Annotated in this window: 16 protein-coding genes and 1 pseudogene; 8 read left to right on the top strand and 9 right to left on the bottom strand. The window is 71.0% G+C overall.

The window, feature by feature from the left end:
* Together I0C86_RS03500 and I0C86_RS03495 are read right to left on the bottom strand one after the other, a co-directional pair.
* Positions 1–614, bottom strand: a pseudogene (locus tag I0C86_RS03500) (hypothetical protein); the annotation flags it as partial.
* A gap of 19 nt (positions 615–633) precedes the next feature.
* Positions 634–1,263, bottom strand: a complete 630-nt coding sequence (locus I0C86_RS03495) for an MBL fold metallo-hydrolase (RefSeq protein WP_196199729.1) — start codon at positions 1,261–1,263, stop codon at positions 634–636.
* Between the two features lie 116 nt (positions 1,264–1,379).
* Here I0C86_RS03495 and I0C86_RS03490 point away from each other — a divergent pair, with 116 nt between their 5' ends.
* On the top strand, positions 1,380–2,360 hold the full coding sequence (locus tag I0C86_RS03490) for a DUF4349 domain-containing protein (RefSeq protein WP_196199728.1): 981 nt from the start codon (positions 1,380–1,382) through the stop codon (positions 2,358–2,360).
* Positions 2,361–2,430: 70 nt separating this feature from the next.
* On the opposite strand, the gene I0C86_RS03485 is transcribed toward I0C86_RS03490, so the two are convergent.
* Positions 2,431–3,684: an amidohydrolase gene (locus I0C86_RS03485; protein WP_196199727.1), complete on the bottom strand. Its 1,254-nt coding sequence runs from the start codon at positions 3,682–3,684 to the stop codon at positions 2,431–2,433.
* A 495-nt stretch (positions 3,685–4,179) separates the two neighbouring features.
* Positions 4,180–5,763: an acyl-CoA mutase large subunit family protein gene (locus I0C86_RS03480; RefSeq protein ID WP_196199726.1), complete on the bottom strand. Its 1,584-nt coding sequence runs from the start codon at positions 5,761–5,763 to the stop codon at positions 4,180–4,182.
* A gap of 271 nt (positions 5,764–6,034) precedes the next feature.
* Here I0C86_RS03480 and I0C86_RS03475 point away from each other — a divergent pair, with 271 nt between their 5' ends.
* Positions 6,035–8,020 (top strand): protein kinase domain-containing protein, encoded by a 1,986-nt coding sequence (locus tag I0C86_RS03475; RefSeq protein ID WP_196199725.1) that lies wholly within the window; start codon positions 6,035–6,037, stop codon positions 8,018–8,020.
* Positions 8,021–8,081: 61 nt separating this feature from the next.
* Positions 8,082–9,773, top strand: a complete 1,692-nt coding sequence (locus I0C86_RS03470; protein WP_196199724.1) for a phospho-sugar mutase — start codon at positions 8,082–8,084, stop codon at positions 9,771–9,773.
* Between the two features lie 63 nt (positions 9,774–9,836).
* On the opposite strand, the gene I0C86_RS03465 is transcribed toward I0C86_RS03470, so the two are convergent.
* Both I0C86_RS03465 and upp read right to left on the bottom strand, forming a co-directional pair.
* Complete coding sequence (locus I0C86_RS03465; RefSeq protein WP_196199723.1) at positions 9,837–10,514, bottom strand: GOLPH3/VPS74 family protein; 678 nt, start codon at positions 10,512–10,514, stop codon at positions 9,837–9,839.
* A gap of 184 nt (positions 10,515–10,698) precedes the next feature.
* Entirely contained in the window at positions 10,699–11,331 is a 633-nt protein-coding gene (gene upp, locus I0C86_RS03460) for a uracil phosphoribosyltransferase (RefSeq protein ID WP_196199722.1), read from the bottom strand.
* 130 nt (positions 11,332–11,461) lie between these two features.
* Between upp and deoC the strand changes: the two genes are divergently transcribed.
* The 5 genes from deoC to I0C86_RS03435 are packed head-to-tail and all read left to right on the top strand — an operon-like array spanning position 11,462 to position 17,589.
* The gene (gene deoC / locus I0C86_RS03455) at positions 11,462–12,532 is read left to right on the top strand and encodes a deoxyribose-phosphate aldolase (protein ID WP_196199721.1); all 1,071 of its coding nucleotides are present in this window, start codon (positions 11,462–11,464) and stop codon (positions 12,530–12,532) included.
* 27 nt (positions 12,533–12,559) lie between these two features.
* A complete protein-coding gene (locus tag I0C86_RS03450; protein ID WP_196199730.1) occupies positions 12,560–13,990 on the top strand; it encodes an aldehyde dehydrogenase family protein in 1,431 nt (476 codons plus the stop codon).
* Between the two features lie 10 nt (positions 13,991–14,000).
* Positions 14,001–14,849, top strand: a complete 849-nt coding sequence (locus I0C86_RS03445; RefSeq protein WP_196199720.1) for an aldehyde dehydrogenase family protein — start codon at positions 14,001–14,003, stop codon at positions 14,847–14,849.
* Between the two features lie 32 nt (positions 14,850–14,881).
* Positions 14,882–15,703, top strand: coding sequence for an aminoglycoside N(3)-acetyltransferase (locus tag I0C86_RS03440; protein ID WP_196199719.1), 822 nt, complete (start codon positions 14,882–14,884; stop codon positions 15,701–15,703).
* A gap of 23 nt (positions 15,704–15,726) precedes the next feature.
* Complete coding sequence (locus I0C86_RS03435) at positions 15,727–17,589, top strand: HEXXH motif domain-containing protein (protein WP_196199718.1); 1,863 nt, start codon at positions 15,727–15,729, stop codon at positions 17,587–17,589.
* 49 nt (positions 17,590–17,638) lie between these two features.
* Here I0C86_RS03435 and fxsT read toward each other — a convergent pair whose 3' ends face one another.
* The 3 genes from fxsT to fsxC form a co-directional block, all read right to left on the bottom strand.
* On the bottom strand, positions 17,639–21,565 hold the full coding sequence (gene fxsT, locus I0C86_RS03430; protein WP_196199717.1) for an FxSxx-COOH system tetratricopeptide repeat protein: 3,927 nt from the start codon (positions 21,563–21,565) through the stop codon (positions 17,639–17,641).
* Positions 21,552–22,382, bottom strand: a complete 831-nt coding sequence (locus tag I0C86_RS03425) for a TIR-like protein FxsC (RefSeq protein WP_196199716.1) — start codon at positions 22,380–22,382, stop codon at positions 21,552–21,554. The genes fxsT and I0C86_RS03425 overlap by 14 nt, the downstream gene beginning before the upstream one ends.
* Positions 22,383–22,605: 223 nt before the next feature.
* Positions 22,606–23,793: an FxsC protein gene (fsxC, locus tag I0C86_RS03420; RefSeq protein WP_196199715.1), complete on the bottom strand. Its 1,188-nt coding sequence runs from the start codon at positions 23,791–23,793 to the stop codon at positions 22,606–22,608.
* Between the last annotated feature and the right edge of the window lie 366 nt (positions 23,794–24,159).

The following is a 24,159-nucleotide window of genomic DNA, read 5'->3' as shown; positions in this document are numbered from 1 at the left end:
TCCGGCTCCGCCTCGTCGAGCACGGCCCCGTCCGGCTCCGCCTCGTCGGAAGCGGTCCCGTCCGGCTCCGCCTCGTCGAGAGCGGTCCCGTCCGGGCCGCCGACGATCAACCGCAGGTTCGGGCGGGGCACCTCGCCGAACCCGGCGTAGCTGGCCGCTCGGACCAGCCGGCCGGACCGGGCCTGCTCGGCGACGTCGACGTCGGAGAGCGCGGCGTTCAGCGTCGCCTCCACCTCGGCCAGCGGCAACTTCCCGGCAGCCAGCCTCGGATCGGCCGCCTGGGCCAGCTCCCGGGCCTGGCCGACCAGCGCGCTCACCACGCCGCGCCGCTGGGCGGACAGCTCGCGCAGCCGCGGCCCCCGCAACTCCCGCTGGGCGGCACGGAGCGCGGCGGAGAGTTCGACAAGTTCGGCCATCAGGTCCGGGCGCCGCAGGGCCAGCAGGTTCACCAACCACGCGGCCACGGTCGGTTTGCGCAGTTTGGCGATTTCCCGGGCTCCGGCGGCGTCGCCGGCCGCCCGGGCCGCTCGGACCGCCTCGGCACGGGCGGCGACGAATCCGTCCGGCGGTGCCGAGTACAGCCGTTCGACGAGATCACGGGGCATGCCTGCCATCTTCGCGTCGCCGGGGCGCTCAGTCGACGGATGTCCCGGGCGCCAGGCGGGCATACTCGCAGTTCGCCAGGCGGGTCAGGCTCGCGTTGTACAGCGCGTGTCCGGGGTCGGCGAGCAGCCCGTCGTGCAGGGCGTATGCCCGGCGCGGGTTCACCGCCCGGACGAAGTCGACGGACTCGGCGAGCTTGAGCCAGGGGCCGGAGATCGGCACGAACAGCGTGTCGACCTGCGCGCCCTCCGGTACGTCGAACGAGTCGCCGGGGTGGTACATCGAGTCGTTCACCAGGAAGCCGAGGTTGACCACCCGTGGCACCTCCGGATGGATCTCCGCGTGCCACCCCCCGTACGCCCGTACGGCGAACCCGGCCGCCTCGAAGGAGTCACCAGACTGGACGGTCCGCACCACGCCGTCCAGAGCATCCAGTTTGGATGCCACGTCCGGGTGCGTGTACACGGTCACCGACGGGCGCCTGCCGAGCGCGTCGGCGAGGGCGTCGACGTCGAGATGGTCCGCGTGCTCGTGGGTGATCAGTACCGCGTCCACACCGTCCAGGGCCCCGCGCTCGGTGAGCGTACCGGGATCGATGACCAGCACCGCGCCGTCGTCCTCCACCCGTACGCAGGCATGGCCGTACTTGGTCAGTCGCATCGAGACTCCTCGGCTACCGAATCGTGATGTCGCAAGCGCAGTCTGCCGGAACCGAGGCGACTTCGCGGCACGTCTGACGGAACGCCTCTCGACGGGGCAGGGAGAGCGGAGGGGACATGAGCGGGCGAAGCGGAACCAGAACGAGGCCCAGGCGGTCCATCGCGGGACTTCTCGGCGCGGTGGCGATGGCGGCCGGGCTGGTGCTGGCCGGCTGTGGCAGCAACGACAGCGGCGGGCCGCAGGGCGCCTCCGACGCAGCGGCACCCGCGGAGGCCCCGGCGGGGGTGGGGGCGGACGAGTCCGGCGCGCAGCAGGGCGCGGGCCTGCTCGGCCAGCCGGTCCAGGATCCGGCGACCGACCCGGGGGTCGGCCAGCGGGCCATCGTCTACACCGGCTCCATCACCGTCCGGGTGAAGGACGTCGACGGGAAGGCCGCCGAGGCGGCGAGAATCGCAACCGGCGCGGGTGGGTTCGTCGGCGGCGACAACCGGAGCAGCGACACCTCGGCCGCCGAGGCGACCCTGCAACTGCGGGTCCCCGCCGACCGGTTCGCCGGCGTCGTCGACCAGCTCGCCGGTCTCGGCGAAACGGTGCGTCGGGACATCAAGACCGACGACGTCACCGAGGAGACCCTGGACCTGGACGCCCGGATCGCCACCCAGAGGGCCAGAGTGGACAGCGGGCGCCGGCTGCTTGCCCAGGCGAAGTCGCTGGCCGACCTGGTGATGCTGGAGGGTGAGCTGGCCAAGCGGGAGGCGGACCTGGCCTCGCTGGAGGCGAAGAAGCGCCGGCTGGCCGACCTGACGGCGCTGTCGACAATCACCGCCAATCTGCTCGGCCCGAACGCGCAGGAGGACGACGAGGAGCCGGCGACCGGGTTCCTGGCCGGTCTGAAGGGTGGCTGGGAGGCGTTCGTCGCCTCGTTGCGGGTCCTGCTCACCGTGCTGGGCGCCCTGCTGCCCTGGATCATCGGGCTGGGTCTGCCGGTGCTCGGGGTGCTCTGGCTGGTCCGGCGGCTGCGCGCGCGGCGGTCCCGGCCGGTTCCGGCCACGCCCCCGGTCCCGGTTCCGGCCCAGATGCCGGCCTCGACCCGCTGACCCGGGCGCCACGTCACGGGATGCCGGTGCCGGTGTCGGGTGTCCACCACCCGGCACCGGCCCGCGTCCGCTACTCGGCCAGCGCCTTGAGCGCGGTCTGCAACAGAACCCGTACGCCGACCGGAATGGCCCGCTCGTCGACGTCGAACGCCGCCCGGTGCAGGTCGACGTTGGCCGCCGCCCGGCCCACGCCGAGCCGGGCCAGCGCCCCGGGTACGTGTTCCAGGTACCAGGAGAAGTCCTCGCCCCCCATGCTCTGCGGGGTTTCCGCGATCCCGGCCGGGCCGGCGGCAGCCGCCGTGGCGGCGGTCAGCACCCGGATGGCCCGGGCGTCGTTGACCACCGGCGGGCGCCCCCGCAGGTATTCGACGTCGACGGTGGCCCCGGTCGGCGCGATCACGTCCCGGACCACCTGGGCCACGATCTTGGGCGCCAGTTCCCAGGTGTCGCGGTCGAGCACCCGGAGTGTTCCGGCCGCCATCGCCTCGTTCGGGATCACGTTGTACTGGGTACCCGCCGATGCCTGCCCGAAGACGAGCAGCAGCCCGCTGTTGGCCGGTACCCGCCGGTTGACCAGCGCCGGCACCTCGGTGACCAGCCGGCCCAGGGCGTCGACCAGGTCGACGGTCAGGTGTGGCCGGGCGGTGTGGCCGCCCGGCCCGGTCAGCCGGACGGTGATGTTGTCCGCCGCCGCCGTGATCGGTCCGACCCGCAGCCCGACCTGTCCGACCGGCAGGTTGGGGTCGCAGTGCAGGGCGAAGATCTGGCTGACGTCGGTCAGGCCGCCGGCCTCGATGACCTCCAGCGAGCCGCAGGGCAGGATCTCCTCGGCCGGTTGGAAGATCAGTCGGACCCGTCCGTCCAACTGACCCCGCTGGGCGAGTTGGGCGAGCAGCAGACCGACGCCGAGGACGATCGTGGTGTGTACGTCGTGTCCGCAGGCGTGGCAGACCCCGTCCACAGTGGAGCGGTACGGGACGTCCTTGGCATCGGCCAGCGGAAGCGCGTCGAGGTCGGCGCGGAGCGCGACCACCGGGCCGTCGGGTCGCCCGTCGATGTCACAGATCACCCCGTTGCCCTTGGGCAGCAGGCGCGGCGCGAGACCGGCGACCGCGAGTTCACGGGCGATCAGCGCGGCGGTGTCGAACTCCTGCCCGGACAGTTCCGGATGGGCGTGCAGGAACCGGCGGGTAGCGATGAGCTCGGGCAGCCGGAAGCCCAGTGCCTGGTCGAGCCCGAAGGGCAGGGGCTCGGCCCCGGGCGCCGCCTCGAATTCCGACGACGCCGGCTGGCTGCCGGTCGGCAGTTGCAACGCACTCGTCACGTCGAATTCTCGATCACTGTGGATGGGATGGGACTCGGACAGCCTAGACCGACGACGGTGACGCTGCGCAACCTCGTTCTGGTAGCGGTCGGACAGCACAGCGTCACGAAAGCCCAGGTGGGAGCGTTCGGAAGCGTACGGAGCGCTACCTAGCCCACCATCAGACGCCGCCATCTGTCCCACACCTCCTACAACGCGTGACGGTTTCGCCGGTCACGATCGCGGCTCCCAACAGGGGCGCCGCCAGCCCGAATGGTCGCACCATCCGGCTACCCGCGGGTCTGAACGGAGATCGATCACCGTCGTGCGGGGTGGCGGGACCTCAATGGTGACAGAAGGTGTCGGATCGACCACGCACAGCGTGTCCGTCGGCGCACGATGAAATCCATCTGCTTCCGATACCCGGAAAACCACTTCGACATTCCCGCTCGCACCCCCCGCCCGGAGTCCGCTCCGGCGGAGGGCGGCGGGTGGCGCCGCGCGGTGTGGACCGGTTCAGAACCGGTCGCTCGGCCGGTACGTGCCCCAGACCTCCCGCAGCACGCCGCAGACCTCCCCCACGGTGGCCCGGGCCCGCAGCGCCTCCCGCATCGGGTAGAGCACGTTCTCCGTACCCGATGCCGCCGTCCGCAGGTCGGCCAGGGAGCGCTCGACGGCGCCCGCGTCCCGCTCGGTCCGCAGCCGCGCCAACCGGGCCGCCTGGGCCGCCTCGATGGCCGGATCGACCCGCAACGGCTCGTACGGCTCCTCGTCGTCGATGGTGAACCGGTTCAGTCCGACCACCACCCGGTCACCGGAGTCGATCTCCTGCGCGATCCGGTACGCGGAGGTCTCGATCTCGCGCTTCTGGAAGCCCGCCTCGATCGCGTCGACCGCCCCGCCGTACCCGGCGACCCGGTCCATCAGTTCCCGTACTCCGGCCTCGATCTCGTCGGTCATCGCCTCCACGACGTACGAGCCGGCGAACGGGTCGACCGTGGCGGTCAGATCCGTCTCGTACGCGAGCACCTGCTGGGTACGCAGGGCCAGCCGGGCGGCCTTCTCGGTGGGCAGCGCGATCGCCTCGTCGAAGCTGTTCGTGTGCAGCGACTGGGTTCCGCCGAGCACGGCGGCGAGGCCCTGCACGGCGACCCGGACCAGGTTCACCTCGGGCTGCTGCGCGGTGAGCTGCACCCCGGCCGTCTGGGTGTGGAAGCGCAGCATCAGCGACTTCGGATCCTCGGCACCGAACTCGTCCCGCATCAGGTTGGCCCAGATCCGGCGGGCGGCCCGGAACTTCGCCACCTCCTCCAGCAGGGTGGTCCGGGCCACGAAGAAGAACGACAGCCGGGGGGCGAAGTCGTCGACCGCGAGGCCGGCGGCGAGCGCGGCGCGGACGTAGGCGATGCCGTTGGCCAGGGTGAAGGCGATCTCCTGCGCCGGAGTCGCACCCGCCTCCGCCATGTGGTAACCGGAGATGGAGATGGTGTTCCACCTCGGCACCTCCTTGCGGCAGTACGCGAAGGTGTCCGCCACCAGCCGCAGCGAGGGCTTGGGCGGGAAGATGTACGTGCCCCGGGCGATGTACTCCTTGAGGATGTCGTTCTGGATGGTGCCGTTGAGGCCCGTGCCGGCGACTCCGGACTCCTCCGCCACGAGTTGGTACAGCAGCAGCAGGACCGATCCCGGGGCGTTGATGGTCATCGAGGTGGAGACCCGGTCCAGCGGGATGCCGTCGAAGAGCGTGCGCATGTCCTCGACCGAGTCGATCGCGACGCCGACCTTGCCGACCTCGCCGTGCGCGATCGGGTGGTCGGAGTCGTACCCCATCTGGGTGGGCAGGTCGAAGGCGACGGAGAGCCCCATGGTGCCGGCGGCGAGCAGTTGGTGGTAGCGCGCGTTGGACTCGGCTGCAGTGCCGAAGCCGGCATACTGGCGCATGGTCCACGGTCGGGAGGTGTACATCGTCGGGTAGACGCCCCGGGTGTACGGGAACCTCCCCGGCGCACCGAGGCGGGTGTCCAGCCCCTCCGGTACGTCGACGGGACCGTAGACCGCCTTGATCGGGAAACCCGACTCGCTCGACCGACCGTCACTCATGACCGCATGGTAGATGCCGGTGCTTCGGGTGGGGTCGGACGCCGGCGCCCGGACAGGGACGGGAAGCCGGTGCGCGGCGCGGGAGCGGACACGCGAACGAGTGAGTGATCCGGCACGGGGCGTCGAGAAAAACCCACCTTCAGTGAGTGGATCAACACATACGGTCGAGTTCTGCGAGACTCCGGCGGTTGTCTTTCCCTTCTGCGGTCGGAACCCGCAATATAGGGGGGTTCTGTCCTGTGCCCCCCTCGATTCTCTCGGTGGCTTTTCTGTGACTCAGATCCCGACGTGGAGTGGCGGACCGGCCAATCCCACCAACGGACGTGCGGCACCCGGCATCACCATCGGCGGTCGGTACTCGTTGCGGGCGGCGGTCGGCCACGGCGGCATGGGCACGGTGTGGCGCGCGGCCGACACCCTGCTGCGCCGCGACGTGGCCGTGAAGGAGGTCGTGCTCCCACCCGGGCTCGCCCCCAGCGACCGCGACGCGATGTACGAGCGCACCCTCCGCGAGGCCCGGGCCGCCGCGGCCCTACAGCACCCGGCGGTGGTGCAGGTCTACGACGTGGTGACCGAGGGCGGGCGGCCCTGGATCGTGATGGAGCTGCTCGACGCGCGCAGCCTCGCCGACATGGTCATCGAGGACGGGCCGCTGGCTCCACGCGCCGTCGCCAAGATCGGAATCGCCCTGCTCGGCGCCCTGGAGGTGGCCCACGCGATCGGGGTGCTGCACCGGGACGTGAAACCGGCGAACGTGTTGATCTGCTCCGACGGGCGGTGCGTGCTCACCGACTTCGGCGTGGCCCGGATGCCGACCGACGTCCAGCTCACCACCCCGGGCATGGTGCTCGGCTCGCCACACTTCATCTCGCCCGAGCGGGCCATGGGCCACGACTTCGGCCCGCCCAGCGACCTCTTCTCGCTCGGCGTGACGCTCTACACGGCGGTGGAGGGCCGGCCCCCGTTCGACAAGGGCGACCCGATCGAGACGATGCACGCGGTGGTCGAGGACCCGCCCGCGCCGCCGGTCCGGTCCGGGGCGCTGGCCGGGGTCCTGCTCGGTCTCCTGGAAAAGGATCCCTCCCGCCGGCTCGACGTCAGCCGGTCCCGCACCATGTTGCGGGAACTCCTGGCCGGTCCGCTGGCGAGCAACCCGGCCGGGCATCTGATGACCGACCCGTACGCGGTGGTTCCGCCCCAGCGCTCACCGTGGCAGCAGCCGTCGGCGTCGCCACAGCAGGCCACCCAGCAGCAGCCGGCCGCGGCGCAGTCGAGCCCGTCCGCACCCGCCACCAACGGGGAGATCGGTGGGCGGGCCATGCTCGCTCCCGGCGAGTCGTTGGCCGACCGACTGGCCCGGAACGCCCGCGACGCCGCCGCCTCGGCCCGACCGCCGGTGGGCGGCCCGAATCCGATGGACACGCCGACCGGCGCCATGCCACACGCCGCCGGCGGCCGGCGCGGCGGCCAGATCCACGGCGGACCGGGCGGACAGATCCACGGCGGACACGGCGGACACGGCGGGCCGCTCGACACGCCGACCGGCGCCATGCCCGGCCGGGCCGGCACCGTACACACGGCCAGCGGCGGCGGCGTGGGCCGCACCTTCTCCGGGGCCCGCCAGGCCAGCGGCACGCTGGTGCAGACGGTCAAGGGCTGGCCGCGCAGGATGCAACTCGCCGCTGCGGGCGGGGTTGCCGCGGTGCTCCTGATCAGCATCGTGGCGCTCTCGCTGGGCGGTGGCGACGACGAACCGTCCGGCTCGACGCCACCACAGGCCGGGCCCCCCTCGAACACCCCGGTCGCGGCGGCGATCCCCACCCAGTCGCACAGCGGCAAGGGCATGTCGGTCAACGTGCCGAAGGGCTGGAAGAAGAGCGGCGGCACCGGGTTATACACCGACTACACCGATCCCGAGGACTCCGGTCGCCGGGTCCGGATCCTGGTGGAGAACGGCCGGACCCCGATGGCCTTCCTCCGGGTCGCCGAGGGCAACCTGAAGAAGGGCAAGAGTTCCTGCAAGAAGCCGTACGCACAGGTGGGCCTGGAAGAGGCGGAGGTCGCCGGAAAGCCCGCCGCGGAGTTGGAGTACACCTGCGGCGACGGCTCCGAGAAGCGGCACGGGGTGTGGCGGGCGGTCACCGAGGACGGCAAGGCGTACTCGTTCTACCTGACCACGCCGGACGAGCGGTTTGACGAAAGTAAGGCGATCTTCGACGAGATGGTCCGGTCCTTCAAGCTCACCTCCACGAGCTGAGCACGGCCGGCCGGGGGGGTCGGGGACCGGTGCCGCCTGGCCGGCGTGCTATCACAGTCCGATGGCGGCAGAACCGAACCAGCGGCAGGCACAACCCGAGAAGCTGGCCGAATTACGTGGCCGGGCCCAGGCCTGGCTCGATGACGACCCCGACCCGGCGACCCGGGACGAGCTGCGGGGCGTACTCGACCGGCTGCCGGCGAGCGCGACCGAGCTGGCGGACCGGTTCGCCGGGCCACTGACCTTCGGCACCGCCGGGCTCCGTGGACCGATGCGGGCCGGACCCAACGGAATGAACCTCGCCGTGGTCACCCAGGCCGCGGCCGGGCTGGTCAATTGGCTCGCCGCCCGGGACACGCCCGGCCCGCTGGTGATCGGGTACGACGCCCGGCACGGCTCGAAGGCGTTCGCCGAGCGGACCGCACGGGTGGCCACCGGGGCGGGACGGCCGGCGCTGGTGCTCCCCCGTCCCCTGCCCACCCCGATCCTCGCGTACGCCGTCCGGGCCCTTCAGGCGGTCGCCGGGGTGATGGTCACCGCCAGCCACAACCCGCCACAGGACAACGGCTACAAGGTCTACCTCGGTGCCGAACTCGGCGGCCCGCTGGGCGCGGGCGCCCAGATCGTGCCGCCGGTCGACGCCGAGATCGAGGCGGCGATCCGAGCGGTCGGGCCGCTGGCGGCCGTGCCCCTGGCCCACCCCGGCGAGGTGCTCGGCGACGAGGTCGTGACGGCCTACGTCCAGGACATCGCGACGCTGGTCGACGAGCGGTCGTCCCGCGCCCTGCGCATCGCGTACACCCCTTTGCACGGGGTGGGTGCGGCGGTGTTCACCTCGGTCTTCGCCCGAGCCGGCTTCGCCGTCCCCGGCGTCGTTCCCGACCAGGCCGAACCCGATCCGAACTTTCCGACCGTCCCATTCCCGAACCCGGAGGAACCGGGCGCGACCGATCGGCTGCTCGCGCTGGCCCGGACCATCGACGCCGACATCGCGATCGCGAACGACCCGGACGCCGACCGCTGTGCCGTGGCGATCCCCGACCCGGTCCGCGGCTGGCGGATGCTGCACGGCGACGAGGTGGGCGTCCTGCTGGCCGACCACCTCGTCAGCCGGGAACGGGCCGGGCTCTTCGCGACCACGATCGTCTCCTCGTCCATGCTGCGTGCCATGTGCGAGGCCGACGGACTGCCGTACGCGGAGACGCTCACCGGGTTCAAGTGGATCGTCCGGGCCGAGTCCGACGCCGAGCCCCTTCGGTACGGCTACGAGGAGGCTCTCGGCTACTGCGTCTCGCCCGCGCACGTCCGGGACAAGGACGGGATCAGCGCGGCGCTCCTGTTCGCCGAACTCGCGGCGGGGCTGAAGGCGCGCGGGCTCACCGTGGGCGACCGGCTCGACGAACTGGCCCGCGCGCACGGGGTGTACCTGACCGACCAGCTCTCGGTCCGGGTCGACGACCTGAGCGAGATCGGGACCACGATGGCGTACATCCGGTCCAGGACGCCGGCGACCCTGCTCGACGAGCCGGTGACCTCGGTGGAGGACCTCGCCCCGACCGCGGACGTACTGATCCTGCGTACCGCCTCGGCCCGGGTGGTGGTCCGGCCGTCCGGGACCGAGCCCAAGCTGAAGGCGTACCTCGAGGTGGTGGAGCCGGTCGTCGACGACGACGTGGCGGCGGCCCGGGAACGCGCCGCCGCGTCGGTCCGGGCACTGCGGACCGAGACCGCTGCCGCCCTGGGCATCTGGTAGGCCTCCGCGCCGGCCCGTCCGTCGGACGGGCCGGTACGTGGCTCGGCGGCGGTCAGGTCGGCGTCAGGCCCGACTGCCCAGCGCTGTGGAGATGGCCCGGGAGAGCGCGGCGATCACCAGCGCCACGGAGGGCCGGATCGTGGACTCCTCCAGGCCGCCCCCGTCGGTGAAACCCGCACCCCGGGCGATCTCCGCCAGCCGCTTCTCGGCGTCCTCCGCCGCCGGTCCGGACAGTCCCAGGTTCGGCTGGACCCGGATCGCCGCCATCACGGCGGCGAGCGCGGCGGTCCGCTCGTCGGGCACCCGTTCCCCGGTCAACGCGTCGGCCAGCCGACCACGGATCTCGGCCTCCACCGACGGGTCCAGCACCGGATAGCGGTGGATGTGGATGTAGCCCAGTTCGGTCTCGTCGACGTCACTGACCACCCCCCGCTCGCAGAGCCCGCCGAGGATCTTGTCGCGCAGCCCGTGGCGCAGCCGCTGCACCCACGACGCCGGGGTGTGCGGGGTGTCGGCCGCGATCCGGGCGAGCACGGCGTCGGCGACCGGATCGCCGGTCGGCGTGGCATCGGTGGCCACGATCGAGCCGTCGGAGAAGGCGACCCGGCCGGCGAGCGCCAGGTCGACCAGCACCGCGGCGGCCATTCCCAGGTCGAGTCCGATTCGCGACCCGGTCGCCTTGCCGGACTTATCGTCGTAGCCGAGCAGCAGCAGCTCCTCGGCCAACCCAACACCAGTCATGGCCGGAGACGGTAGCCGTTTCGCGCCAGCCGCGCATGCGTCCCGGCCGTCGGTGTCACGTCCGTGCCCGATCCGGCCCGTTCGGGCGACGTCCGGCAGGCCCCGGACCTGGCGTCCGGCGCCCGGGACCGGCCTGAATCAGCGGCCGACCACGTCAGCCGGTGGGCGGGGCGACACCTTGTGGTCAGAACCGGGGCATTCCGCCAAACTGCCGGTCACCCGCGTCGCCGAGTCCCGGCACGATGAACATCTTGTCGTTGAGCTGCTCGTCGATCGCGGCGGTCACCAGGCGCAGCGGCAGCCCGGAGCGCTCCAGCCGCGCGATGCCGTTCGGCGCGGCCAGGACGCAGAGCACGGTGATGTCGGTACAGCCCCGGTCGGCGAGCAGCCGACAGCAGTGCTCCAGCGAGCCGCCGGTGGCCAGCATCGGGTCGAGCACCAGCACCGGTCGGCCGGTCAGATCGGTGGGCAGCGACTCCATGTAGGCGCGCGGCTCGTACGTCTGCTCGTCGCGGGCCAGGCCGACGAAACCCATCGACGACTCGGGCAGCAGGGCCAGCGCCGAGTCGGCCATCCCCAGCCCGGCCCGGAGCACCGGGACCAGCAGCGGCGGGTTCGCCAGCCGGATCCCCTCGGTGGGCGCCACCGGAGTGTCGATCGAGAAGCGCTCGACCGGCAGCGACCGCGCGGCCTCGTACACCAGCATGGTGGTGAGTTCGTGCAGTGCGGCCCGGAACGACGCCGAGTCGGTCCGGGCATCACGCATCACGGTCAGCCGCGTCTGGGCCACGGGATGGTCTACGACGAGTACGTCCACGGTCGCCAAACCTACCGGTAGCCGGCGTCCGGCCGAATTCGGCGGTCGTCACCCGGCTACCGTCGGGCACCGGCCGGCGCAGGACTATGGCCAAGATCACACGGACGTGCCGGTGCGTAGACTTGCCGGCATGACGGCGACAACGACGTCGGCCCGGTCCGACCTGTCCGAGGTGGGGCGTTCCGAGGCGACCCTGCGGACCTTCCTGCACGGCCTGCCCGGCGTGGACCAGGTCGGCGCGGAGCAGCGGGCCGCGATGCTCGGCACCCGCTCCATCAAGACCACCGCCAAGGCGTGGGCGATCGATCTGGCGATCCGGATGGTCGACCTGACGACGCTGGAGGGCGCCGACACGCCGGGCAAGGTGCGGGCGCTGGCCGCCAAGGCGCTGCGCCCGGACCCGGCCGACCCGTCGTGCCCGGCCGTCGCCGCGCTCTGCGTCTATCCGACGATGGTTCCGGTGGCCGCGGCCGCGCTCTGGGGTGCCGCGAGCGGTTCCGGCCGCCCGACCGCGGACGGCAGCCGGATGGGCCTGCTCGGCGAACCCATCGACGACGGGGGCCCGGCGATCGGCCGCCCACCGGCCGGCGGTGCCACTCGGGTGCATCTGGCCAGCGTCGCGACGGCGTTCCCGTCCGGACAGGCGCCGCTGGAGATCAGGCTCGCGGACACCCGGGCCGCGGTGGCCGGCGGGGCGGACGAGATCGACATGGTGATCAGCCGGGGTGCCTTCCTCTCCGGCCGCTACCAACAGGTCTACGACGAGATCGTCGCGGTGAAGGCGGCCTGTGGCGACGCCCATCTCAAGGTCATCCTGGAGACTGGCGAGCTGGCCACCTACGACAACGTCCGGCGGGCCTCCTGGCTGGCCATGCTGGCCGGCGCCGACTTCATCAAGACCTCCACCGGCAAGGTGCCGGTGGCGGCCACCCTGCCGGTGACCCTGGTGATGCTGGAGGCGGTACGCGACTTCCGGGCGGCCACCGGCCGGCAGGTCGGGGTCAAGCCGGCGGGCGGCATCAAGACCACCAAGGACGCCGTCAAGTACCTGGTGCTGGTGAACGAGACCGCCGGCGAGGACTGGCTGCACCCGGACTGGTTCCGGTTCGGCGCCTCCAGCCTGCTCAACGACCTGCTGATGCAGCGCACCAAGCTGACCACCGGCGTCTACTCCGGCCCCGACTACTTCACCCTTGACTGAGCCCGTCGACTCCACCTGGACTGGATGATGTTCGAATATGCTCCCGCTCCCGAGTCCCGCTCGGTGGTCGACCTCAAGCCGTCGTACGGATTGTTCATCGGCGGTGACTTCGTCGAACCCGGTGACGGCGGTTCGTTCAAGTCGATCAACCCCGCCTCGGAGGAGGCGCTGGCCGAGGTCGCCGAGGCCGGCCCCGGCGACGTCGACCGGGCGGTCCGGGCCGCGCGGCGGGCGTACGACGAGGTGTGGGGACCGATGCCCGGACGGGACCGGGCGAAGTACCTGTTCCGGATCGCCCGGATCATCCAGGAGCGCGCCCGCGAACTGGCCGTACTGGAGTCGCTCGACAACGGCAAGCCGATCCGGGAATCCCGGGACGTCGACATCCCGCTGGTCGCGGCGCACTTCTTCTACTACGCCGGCTGGGCCGACAAGCTCGGCCACGCCGGCCTCGGTCCGAACCCCCGGCCGCTGGGCGTGGCCGGTCAGGTCATCCCGTGGAACTTCCCGCTGCTGATGCTCGCCTGGAAGATCGCCCCGGCGTTGGCCACCGGCAACACCGTGGTACTCAAGCCGGCCGAGACCACGCCGCTCACCGCGCTGCTCTTCGCGGAGATCTGCCAGCAGGCCGACCTGCCGCCGGGCGTGGTCAACATCGTCACCGGGGCCGGCGCGACCGGACAGGCGCTGGTCGAGCACGACGGCGTGGCGAAGGTGGCGTTCACCGGCTCCACCGACGTCGGCCGGCAGATCGCCCGGTCGGTGGCCGGTACCCGCAAGCGGCTCACCCTCGAACTCGGCGGCAAGGCCGCGAACATCGTCTTCGACGACGCGCCGGTCGACCAGGCCGTCGAGGGCATCGTCAACGGCATCTTCTTCAACCAGGGCCACGTCTGCTGCGCCGGCTCCCGGCTGCTGGTCCAGGAATCGGTGTACGACGAGGTGCTCGCCGCCCTGAAACGGCGGATGGCCCAACTGCGGGTCGGTGACCCGCTGGACAAGAACACCGACGTCGGCGCGATCAACTCGGCCGCCCAGCTCGAGCGGATCCGCACGTTGACCGAGATCGGATCGGCCGAGGGTGCGCAGCGGTGGTCCCCGCCGTGCGAACTGCCGGCCCGGGGGTTCTGGTTCGCTCCGACGATCTTCACCGGAGTCAGCCAGACCCACCGGATCGCCCGGGACGAGATCTTCGGTCCGGTGCTGTCGGTACTGACCTTCCGAACCCCCGCCGAGGCGGTGGAGAAGGCCAACAACACCCCGTACGGGCTGTCGGCCGGGATCTGGACCGACAAGGGCTCCCGGATCCTGTGGATGGCCGACCGGCTCCGGGCCGGCGTGGTGTGGGCCAACACATTCAACAAGTTCGACCCCACCTCGCCGTTCGGCGGGTTCAAGGAGTCGGGCTACGGCCGGGAGGGCGGCCGGCACGGGCTGGAGGCGTACCTCGATGTCTGACGGTGGCGGCATGGTTGACGGCGGCGGTGGTGGTCGGCCGGAGCGGGTCGACGTGCGGAAGACGTACAAGCTCTTCATCGGCGGGAAGTTCCCGCGCAGCGAGTCGGGACGGTCGTATCCGGTGCAGAACTCGAACGTGGCGCTCGCCTCTCGCAAGGACGTCCGGGACGCGGTACTGGCGGCGCGGGCGGCCGTGAAGGGATGGTCGGGCACGACCGCGTACAACCGGGGTCAGGTCCTCTACCGGGTCGCGGAGATGCTGGAGGGGCGGCGGGACCAGTTCGTCGGGCTCGGCGTACCCGCCGCCGAGGTGGACGACGCGATCGACCGCTGGGTCTGGTACGCCGGCTGGTCCGACAAGATCACCCAGGTGTACGGCAACGCCAACCCGGTCGCTGGCCCCTACTTCAACCTGTCCGCGCCGGAGCCGACCGGTGTGGTCGGGGTGCTCGCCCCGGCCGAGCCGGCGCTGCTCGGGCTGGTCAGCGTCGTGGCACCGGCGATCGTCACCGGCAACACCGTGGTGGTGCTGGTCGCCGACACCAGCCCGCTGCCGGCGATCACCCTGTCCGAGGTGCTCGCCACCTCGGACCTGCCCGGCGGCGTGGTCAACCTATTGACCGGCCGACCGACCGAGACCGGGTCGTGGCTGGCCGGACACATGGACGTGAACGCGCTCGACCTGACCGGCGTCACCGACCCCGGGTTCGGCACCGAACTGGAGCGGGCCGCGGCCGGGAACCTCAAGCGGGTACTCCGGCCGCCGGCCGAACCGGTCGACTGGGCCGCCGATCCCGGCATCGGCCGGATGACCGCCTTCCTGGAGACCAAGACGGTCTGGCACCCGAAGGGCGTCTGACGACGGAGGTCCCTCTGGCACACTCCGTTCGCATGACCGCCGAGACGGTGCCACAGACCCGGAGCAGCCTCGTCCGGGACCTCCGGAACTTGGGGGTACGCCCCGGCTCCACCCTCCTGGTGCACGCCTCGCTCCGATCCCTCGGCTGGGTGTGCGGCGGCGCCCCGACGGTGGTCCGGGCGCTGCTGGACGTGCTGGGCGACGACGGGACGCTTGTCGTACCGGCGTTCACCAGGGAGAACCGCGACCCGTCCCGGTGGTCCCATCTCCGGGTGCCGGAGGCGTGGTGGCCGGCGATCCGCGCCGAGCTACCGGCGTTCGATCCGGCCGTCACCCCCTGCCGCGAGCTGGGACTGATCGCCGAGACGGTCCGGACCTGGCCCGGCGCCTTCCGCAGTGGCCATCCGCAGACCTCGTTCGCCGCGGTGGGTCCACGGGCCCGGGAACTGACCGTCCGGCACCCGATCACCTCGGAACTCGGCCCGGAGTCGCCGTTGGCAGCGGTCGAGGCGGCCGGGGGCGACACGTTGCTGCTCGGCGTCGGGTACGACAGGTGCACCGCGTTCCATCTGGCGGAGTACCGGCTGCCCGGGTTGGGTCGGCGCCCGAACCGGTGCGTGGTGGCGACGCCGGAGGGACGGCGGTGGACGACGTATCAGGCGGCCGCCCTGGACGACCGTGATTTCGCGGAGCTGGGAAAAGCTCTTGAATCGATTTCGGCGAATGTCGTGCGGATCGGTAATGTGGGTGCCGGGACGGCCCGGCTGTTGCCGGTCACCTCGGCGGTGACCTTCGCGACCACCTGGCTGCCCCGCCATCGCCAGGCGTCGGAGCAACGCGTGTCCCCCGACTGACGGCGGCGCGCCGAAGGTGGCACATGGAAAGCCGGGAAGTCTCCTCGGGATCCACGCGAGCAGCGCCAACGACGTCGCAGAAGAGGCATGGGCGGGACGAGCCGGTTCAGCGTCATCGGCTGACCACCGAGCAGTTCGCCGCACTGGCGCGGGGCGATGGCGACCGGTACGCCATTGACATCCTCTCCGCCAGTCAGCGCTCCAAGCGGGCACTGCAATTACGTACGGTGGTACGGAAGGCGGCGGAGCTGGGCGACGACGTCGCCTTCCTCGTGGCCGAGGCGACGCAGTTGCTCGGCGAGGCCGAGGCGATCCGGCCAGAGTCCGTCCACTCGGTGCTGGCTCATCCGTACCTCGACAACTGGGCCAATTCCTGTCTGCGTCAACTGGTTCCAGCCGACGAGGCCGATCGGCCCAGGCCGCCGGGAATCGAGGATGATCTCTGGTACCTGACCGCGCTCGCGGCCGTGGCCGGGGCAACCGCCGGGCTGCCCTTCGACGTCACGCTGCCGGTCCAGGACGGCGCGGTGGTCCTTCCCACCCTCGGCGCGGTGGTGGGGCTGGCCGGCCATCGGGTTCGCGTGGTCGGCGCGGGGTCGGCGCTGACCTTCGTCGGCGAGCGGAACACCGTCGTGGTGTCGAGACCGTTCGGACGCGAGTCGGAGCACTGGCTTCCGGTCCGGCGGATCCGGGTCGACGATCCTCGACGCCGCCACGTGGTACGGATCGAGGACCTCGATCCGTACCGGAACTGCCACGAGTGGCCTCCGGCGCCACGGCTGGACGGCCCGGCCGCCCTCCGCTTCGACCGCCTGTGCCGTGAGGCATGGTCCGTCCTGGGCGCGGACCACTCCGACTATGTGCAGGGAATGTGCCCGGCGCTCGTCTCCCTCATGCCGCTCGCGCCATCGGATGGCGGTAGGAGCCGGGGTGCCACGTCGTTCCACGCGTACGGGTCACTGGCGGTGTCGACGGACTCCACGCCGGAGGCCCTGGCCCTGTCCCTGATCCACGAGTTCCAGCACATGAAGCTCGTGGCGATCCTCGACCTGTACGACCTGTACGAGTCGGACGGTGCCGCCCGGTACATCGCTCCGTGGCGCCCCGATCCTCGTCCGGTCTCCGCCGCCCTCCACGGCGTCTACGCCCATCTTGGCGTCTGCGACTTCTGGCGACGGCGACGTCTGCGGATGGCGGATCCGGCGGCCGCTCGGAACGCGCACTTCGAATTCGCCCTCTGGCGCCGGCTCACGCTCCTCGCGGTCCGCGACCTCCTGGACAGGGGCGAGCTGACCAAGCTCGGCACGCGGTTCGTCGGGCCGTTGCGGGACCGGTTGGAGGCCTGGGCCGGGGAGCCGTTGCCGCCGGAGATCGACCGGGCCGCCGCCGACGCCGCGCTCGGGTACGCCGTGCGATGGCGCCTGCTGAACGCGACACCCGACTCGTCGGCTCTCGCCCGGTTGGCGGCGGCGCCCATACCGGCCTGGTGGGCCGATTCGGCCGAACCGATCGTCTCGGTGGCGTCCCGGAAGTCCCTCTTCGGGACGCCAACCACCTCCGAACCGGCCCTGGCGAGCCTGATCCGGTCGAGCATGCGGGTGGCCCCCGCGCAGGACGCCGGGTACGCACCGCGCCACGGGGACGCCGCCTTTCTTGCCGGGCGGTACGACGACGCCGTCCGGGCGTACACCAAAGAGATCCGCCCTGACGATCTCGACGGTTGGGTCCGACTCGTGGTCGCGACGGTTCGCGCGACGACCCGCCCGACCCTCGTGTCCAGAGCCCTGATCGACCAACCCGGACTGGTCAACAGGTTGTACGTCGCCGCCGGCGGTCGGGTGCCACCGGCGCAGGTGGCGGAGTGGCTGACCACGGCACTGCCCTAGTCGCACGGAGACGGACATCGAGGCGGCGGTCACGGACTCCGCTGCGGCCCTACAGCGGCTCCAGTTCGGTGTCGACGTTGATGCGCCGGCTGTCGCGGATCGCGATCGTGTTGGGATGTTCGTCGCCGAGGACCTGCCGGGACAACTCGAGCGCCTTCTGAGTCTGTTGCCGGGCGTCGTGCAGCGCGCCGGTGTCCCGGAGACTGATCGCCAGGTTGGCGGTCGCCGCGATCGTGGTGGGGTGTTTCCGGCCGAGCCGCTCCACCAGCTTGCCCTGGGTACGCTCGTCGAGGCGCCGGGCGTCGGCCTGGCTGCCTGTGGCGTGCCGGGCGTTCGCCAGGTTGAGCCGGCAGGCCAGCGTGAACGGGTGGTCGTCGCCGAGGGCGTCGGCGAACTGCTCGGCGGTCTCCTCGAGGATCGGCAACGCGGCCTCGGCGTCACCGGCCCGGAGCAGGATCATGCCGAGATCGTTCGCGGCGCCCAGCGTGAGCGGGTTGTCGGCACCGGACTCCTCGCGGAAGTACGCCAACGCGTCCTCCACCTGGGCCCGAGCCACTGCCTGGTCACCGAGCGCGGAGTGCAGGCAGGCGGACTCCAGCAGGCACTGGATGGTCGCTGGATGCCGTTCCCCGAGTTCCTTCTGCGACCGACGGAGGGTGTCGTCGAGGAGCGCGACGGCCTCCCGGGGTCGGCCCATCCGGCGGAGCGTGACCGCCAGGCTCTTGGCCGCCCAGAGGCTGAGCCGGTTGTCGTCGCCGAACTCGGCCTGGCAGTCCCGCAGGGCATCCGCCAGCAGTTCCTGGGATGTCCCGAGATCGCCCTGCCCGCGCATGTCACGGCCGAGGGCTACGGCAGAGTGCAGCGTCCAGTAGTCCCGTTCGCCCAGCACCTTGCGTCGGCGGCGCAGGGTGTCCGTGTCGATCTGCGCGGCCTCGCGGTAGTTTCCGTTGGCCCGTTCGGCCACCGCGGCGTTGTTCGCCGCCATCAGCGTCCGGGAATGGTCGTCGCCGTAGGCGCTTCGCCACCTCACCCAGTTCTGCCGGGTCAGCGCCGCCGCTTCCCGATAGCGCCCGAAGAGCAGGAGGTCCGCGGCGAGCCCGCCGGCCGCTTCGAGGGTGTAGAAGTGGTCCGCCCCCAGCATTTCTGTCAGCCGGGGCAGCATCTCTTCGCTGATCGCGAGGGATTCGCGAGAGCGACCGGCGTCCCGCAGCGTGTTGGCGAGCTGGACCCACAGCCGCAGGGCCAGGGCGTCCTCCGCGTCCAACATCGTGGACCACTGCTTCAGGGCGGCTTCGGCCAGCTCCTCGCTGCCGGCCAGGTCACCACGCAGGCGGAGGTACCGCACCATGTCGAGGACCAGTTGCCGGATGGCGTCGTCCCGGGACTCCAGCGCGCCGGACGGTTCGAGGTGCGGGCGCAGTTCCTCGTAGGTCGACCAGTTCTCCCGGTCGTCCACTCCGCCCTGCCTCGCCGCCGACGTGGCCGCGAGGATCTCCTGGACCTGCACCCGGCTCTCCGCCCTCGCCTCGACGCTCATCGCGTCCCTGATCACCGTTTGTACCAGCCGATGAACCCGAATCGCGTTGATTGCCGGATCCACCCGGGCGAGCGCGTACCGTCCGATATCCTGGATCAACGCACCGTGCAGTAGCGGGTCCCGCATCGCGCGGTCGACCTTCGCGAGTTCCTCGACCATCCGGGGCGTCGACAGCAGCCAGGTCGGAATCGGTTCCGGCGAGAAGAACGAAAAGAGTTCCAGCAGCCGGGCGGCGGCGGGACGGCTCTCCCGGAGCCGTTCCATCGACAGGCTCCAGGTCACCGCGGCCGAGTGCGGATAGCCCTGTGGCGGCCTCTCCGCCAGCATCTCGGGCAGCCGGGTGTCCAGCAGGTGCAGGTAGCTCCGCACCGGCATCGCGGTGGTGGCCAGCCAGGCCGCCGCCTGCTCCACCACCAGCGGCAGGTCGCCCAGCCGCTCGGCGACGGCCTCGGCGTCGCTCGGCAGCAGCGCCCGCACCCGACGGGAGATCAGCTCGACGCTCTCGGCCCGCTCGAAGACCCCGATCTCGAGGTACTCGGTGACATGGGTCCAGCTCTGGTTGCGGGTCGTGACGATCACGTCGCCGGGACCGTCGGGCAGGAAGTCCCGGATCTGCTCCGGCTCCTCCGGGTTGTCGAAAATGATCAACCATCGGGGGAAGCGGCTGCCCTGGCGCAACGCCTGGAGAACGGCCTCGACCTGCTCGTTCACGGTCGACCCGGCCAGCTTGAGCTGACCGGCGAGTTTGGCCAGTTCGGCGCGGACGATCTGCGGCTGGTCCGCCGAGATCCACCAGACGATGTCGTAGTAGGCGGCGAACCGGTGCGCGTACTCCAGGGCGATCTGGGTCTTGCCGACCCCGCCCAGTCCGAGCAGGGCCAGGGGCTGGGCGGTCGGATGCCGGTGCAGCCGGTTCCGCAGCTTCTCCACGATCGCGTCCCGGCCGGTGAACGCCGGGTTCCGCGCCGGTACCCGCCAGACCGGCGGCAGCGCGGCCGGGAACCGTGGCCAGGTCTGACCCTCACCCGCCCCGGAGGACGACGACACGTCCATCAGGTCGAGGGCGGCCAGCAGCGCCTCCCGGGCGCGCGTCCCCGACACCCCGTGCAGTTCGACCACGTCCCGCTCCTCGAACATCGCGGGCGTGGGCGTGGTGTCGAACCTGATCGGTACGAGGAACCGCCCCGGGCCGTCGTAATCGCGCTCCTGGCCGCGCCGCCACAGTCGGGCCGCCTCCCGGGAACGCGCGTACTCCTCCGACAGCAGCACCAGAATCCGGTCGGCCCGGTCGACCTCCTCGACCGACACACGCTGCTCGACCAGCCGGCTCTGCTGGCTGACCCGGGACAGTTCGGCGGCCACCCACTCCGCCCAGATCCGGTCCCGTGGGGCGTAGCTGATCACCAGCTCCCCCGGGCTCAGCGGGGCACGCCGCTCGAAGTCCGCCAGCCACCGCAGTCGCCGGGTCTCCGGCATGGTGATCGGCAGTTCGACCGGCGACCCGACCACTATCCCGGTCAGCCGCTCGTACGCCGCCAGCAACGTCCCCTCCTGCCGGGGCCGGTCACCGAACGCCGCCAGGATCTCCTCGTAGGCGTAGTAGACCTTGTAGGGGATCTCCACCGAACCCCAGTACTTGTCGGAGTCCTGCCGGTCCAACGCCCGGACGAACGGCTCGAACAACTGCCGCGCGTGCGTACGGCTGCGTTCCAGCTTGGTCTGCTCACCGTCCTCGACCCGGGTCGGTACCGGGAAGATCCGGATCGGCTGCCCGCGTCGCAGGTTGCGGATCGACCGGGCCACCGATACCGCACCCTGGATGCTCTGGGTGCTCATCGTGAAGCAGTTGACCAGTACGTCCGGCAGCAGCACGGTGCAGATGCCGGCGGTGTCGCTCAACCCGGTCCGGCTGTCGATCAACACGTAGTCGTAGTGGCTGCGCAGGTCTTCACGGAGCGCGTCGAGGAAGACCGCCCCGCCGAGCCGGTCGTAGAAGTCGTCCCAGTTGAAGGTGCTGACCCGGGTCGAGTACTCGGGACCCTGCCGGCCCGCGGGCACCAGGTCGATCCCGCCGTCGTCCGGGAACGGGAACTCCAGGGAACTGGCGTAGCGCTGGATCCGGGCCAGGTTGGACACCTCGTCGGGGTTCAGCACCTCCGAACTGCCCTCGGCCGGCCGGGTGGCTGCCTTGGCGTACTCGCGTACCAGGTCGATCACGCCGTGCGAACCACGCAGTTCCTTGTCCACCAGGAAGGGGTGGAAGTAACGGTGCAGGCCGGGCGATTCGAGATCCCAGTCGATGGTGAGTACGCGATGACCGTTGTTGGCGAGCAGCCAGGCGACGTTGGCCAGCGCCATGGTGCGGCCGGTGCCACCCTTGTACGAGTAGAACGTGATGATCCTGCCGGCGCGCTCGCGGGTGCCCTCAGCGTCGCTCATGACCACCACCTCTCGTGTTGTACGGCGCGGTACCCGTGCCGTCCTCCGCCCGGTCGCCCGGCCCCGGCCGCTCCGGGTCCTCCTCGAGACTGAGAATCGGCCGAGGGGGCGGCCCCTTCGGCACGTCGACGTGCCGGCGAGGCCCGATCACCGTCGAGGGCTCCGGCACTGGTGCCCGCTCGACCGGCCCGGCCGGTCGGGCGGGGTCGGGCGACGGGTGGAACGCGCTGCCCACCGCCCGCAGATCGGACTGGAACTCCGAGTGGGGATCGGACTCGGGCATCGGAGTGCCCTCGACGACGATCTCCGTGATCATCAGGGCGAGCGCGCTGACGAACCGCTCGTACTCGCCGCTGTGCCCCCGCGCGTGCTCCCGGAGCAGTTCGCGCAGGTCCTCCCGCTCGTATGTGTCACCGAACCGTGCGTCGCGGTGCTGAAGGTGTCCGAGGACGTCGGGGACCCGGGTCCGCCGTACCCAGAAGATCGGAATGAGCCGGGCCTGGCGGCTCCCGCCGTGCTGCTGCCAGCGGCGGACCCTCGTGCTGAACACCGCCCATTCCTTTCCGCAGAATTCGCTGCGGAAGTAGCGCGGAGAGAACAATGCGATCATGGTTTGGGCGCGACAGAGCGCCTCGAACAATTCGCGTGGCCAGTCGTCCCCGATGCGCAGCGCACCGTCGTCATGGAACCCGACGGCCGTACCACCGTCCTCACCGGTCAGTACGCGGATCTCCGTACTCAGGTCGTTGAAGAACTGCTGTACGCGCACCCTGTCGTCGCGCTCCCCGTGCGCGTAGCTCAAGAAAAAGTACAGCACCGGCCCTCCCCGGACCCCACGTCGTACGCAACGGGATATCCGATCGACACCGGAGTGGGGGATCGCCGCACGACGAGAAGTTTCCAGTATGCGCAACATACGCGAGTCACGCTCATTGTAGGAGGACCGCGCACGCCCGGCCCGGACGGGCCCGGGCCGACTGTGTCGTCGGACCACGGGCGACGAATAGCGGATCATCGTGGACGGAGACATCAATGATCCGTCACGGACCTTGCAGGATGGGTCGGGCGGCCGGAGCGTCCTGGACCGGCCTGCGGAAGACCCGTCCACGGCTGAAGATGCGATTCTGCGCCTCCTCCAGCGCCGACACGAGGTCGATCTCGAATGATTCGGGGCTGTCGATCTCGATACGGACCAGTTGGTCCCCGCGCGCGAGATTGTGCGGAAAGGTCTGGGCCAGCCCGGCCCGAAGCTCACCGCTGTGCCGGACCGTCTCCGCGTCGGTCCCGTTGGCCGGCGCCAGCACCGCGACACTCGAATCCGTCCGATCGTCGAACTCGGCGAGTATCCGCCGGTAGGCGGCGAGCTTCGTGATCCAGGCGTCGACCAGCAGGACGACGATCTCGTTGTTCCTGCGGGCCTGGTCAAGACGTGCGGGCAGATCGTCGAGGTCGATGACGTCCGACCGGAAGAGACGCTCGGCGGCGAGCGTACGGGCATGCGCGACGAGCGGGCCCGACAACGCCGGCCGGTACGCGGCCCAGTCCTGTCCCCGGTCACCGTAGAAACGGGTGTCGTCGCGGACCGCACCCATCTCGGCACGCGTGCCTGCCGCAACGATGAAGTGCACCTGCTGCGTGGCGCCCTCGGCCAGTTCCTTGGCCGAGGGCGTCTGGATCGTGGACTCCATCCCCGCGTAGTCGAAGGCGCTCGGCACGTTCTCCGGATCGAAGTTGGGACTGGCCGACGGGATGCGGTGCTCCTCGACGGTGCGGACGATCTGCGTGGCCAATGTGGTCAGCAGCGCCTCGTACCGCGGTCGGTGGCTGCGCAGTCGGATGAGCTGCCGAACCGCCTCACCGCCCTCGCCGGGTGCGCCGTCCATGCCGCTGCCGCCGGACCAGAGGACCGACAGCAGCGCCGGAGGGTGCTGGCCGGTCTGCTTCGCGTACCGCTCGAGCCGATCGGCGAAGATCCACCACTCGCGTCCGCAGCGCTCGCTGAGAAAGTAGCGCGGCGAGCAGAGCGCGACGAACGCCTGGCAGCCGGCCAGAGCGTTGCGGACCGGTGCGGACCAGGGTGAACGGCTGTCATTGTCAGCCGATTCGACGAAGCCGACCTCGCCGTCCACACCCGAGATTGCCCTGACCCTGGCCGACAGATCCTGGAAGAAGCGGATCGCGTAGCTGTCGTCGTCACCCGCGGCACGGCTCAGGAAGAACTGCGTCAACAGCTCCTCCTCCCGCGGGGACGGATCATGCGGTCGAGCTTCCTAGATCGCGTTGCGCAAAGAGGCCCCGTCGGGACAGCGGTCCCATTCTGGGGGTACCAACGGGCCAGCCGCAAGGCACTGCGCCTGCGTGTCACCGCACCCCATCGGTATGCGCAGGTCAACGCGCAATGAAAGATTGTGCGTCGTCCACAGCGCACACTGCCCTCCGTTGGCTCCGGACGCATCGCCAGAGGCGTCAACCTCCTTACTAGCGCATGGCCGCACGTAACTGATCAACTCAACTGCACAATATGAATCGTGCCAGGTCAGCGCCGCTTTATCGAGTCCCCAGTGATCGCACCAATCTATCCCGTAACCCAATCA

The sequence above is a fragment of the Plantactinospora alkalitolerans genome (assembly GCF_015690345.1).
Taxonomy (GTDB): Bacteria; Actinomycetota; Actinomycetes; order Mycobacteriales; family Micromonosporaceae; genus Plantactinospora; species Plantactinospora alkalitolerans.
Note: the sequence above shows the minus strand (reverse complement) of the source record. Positions and strands in the feature narration are given on the sequence as shown.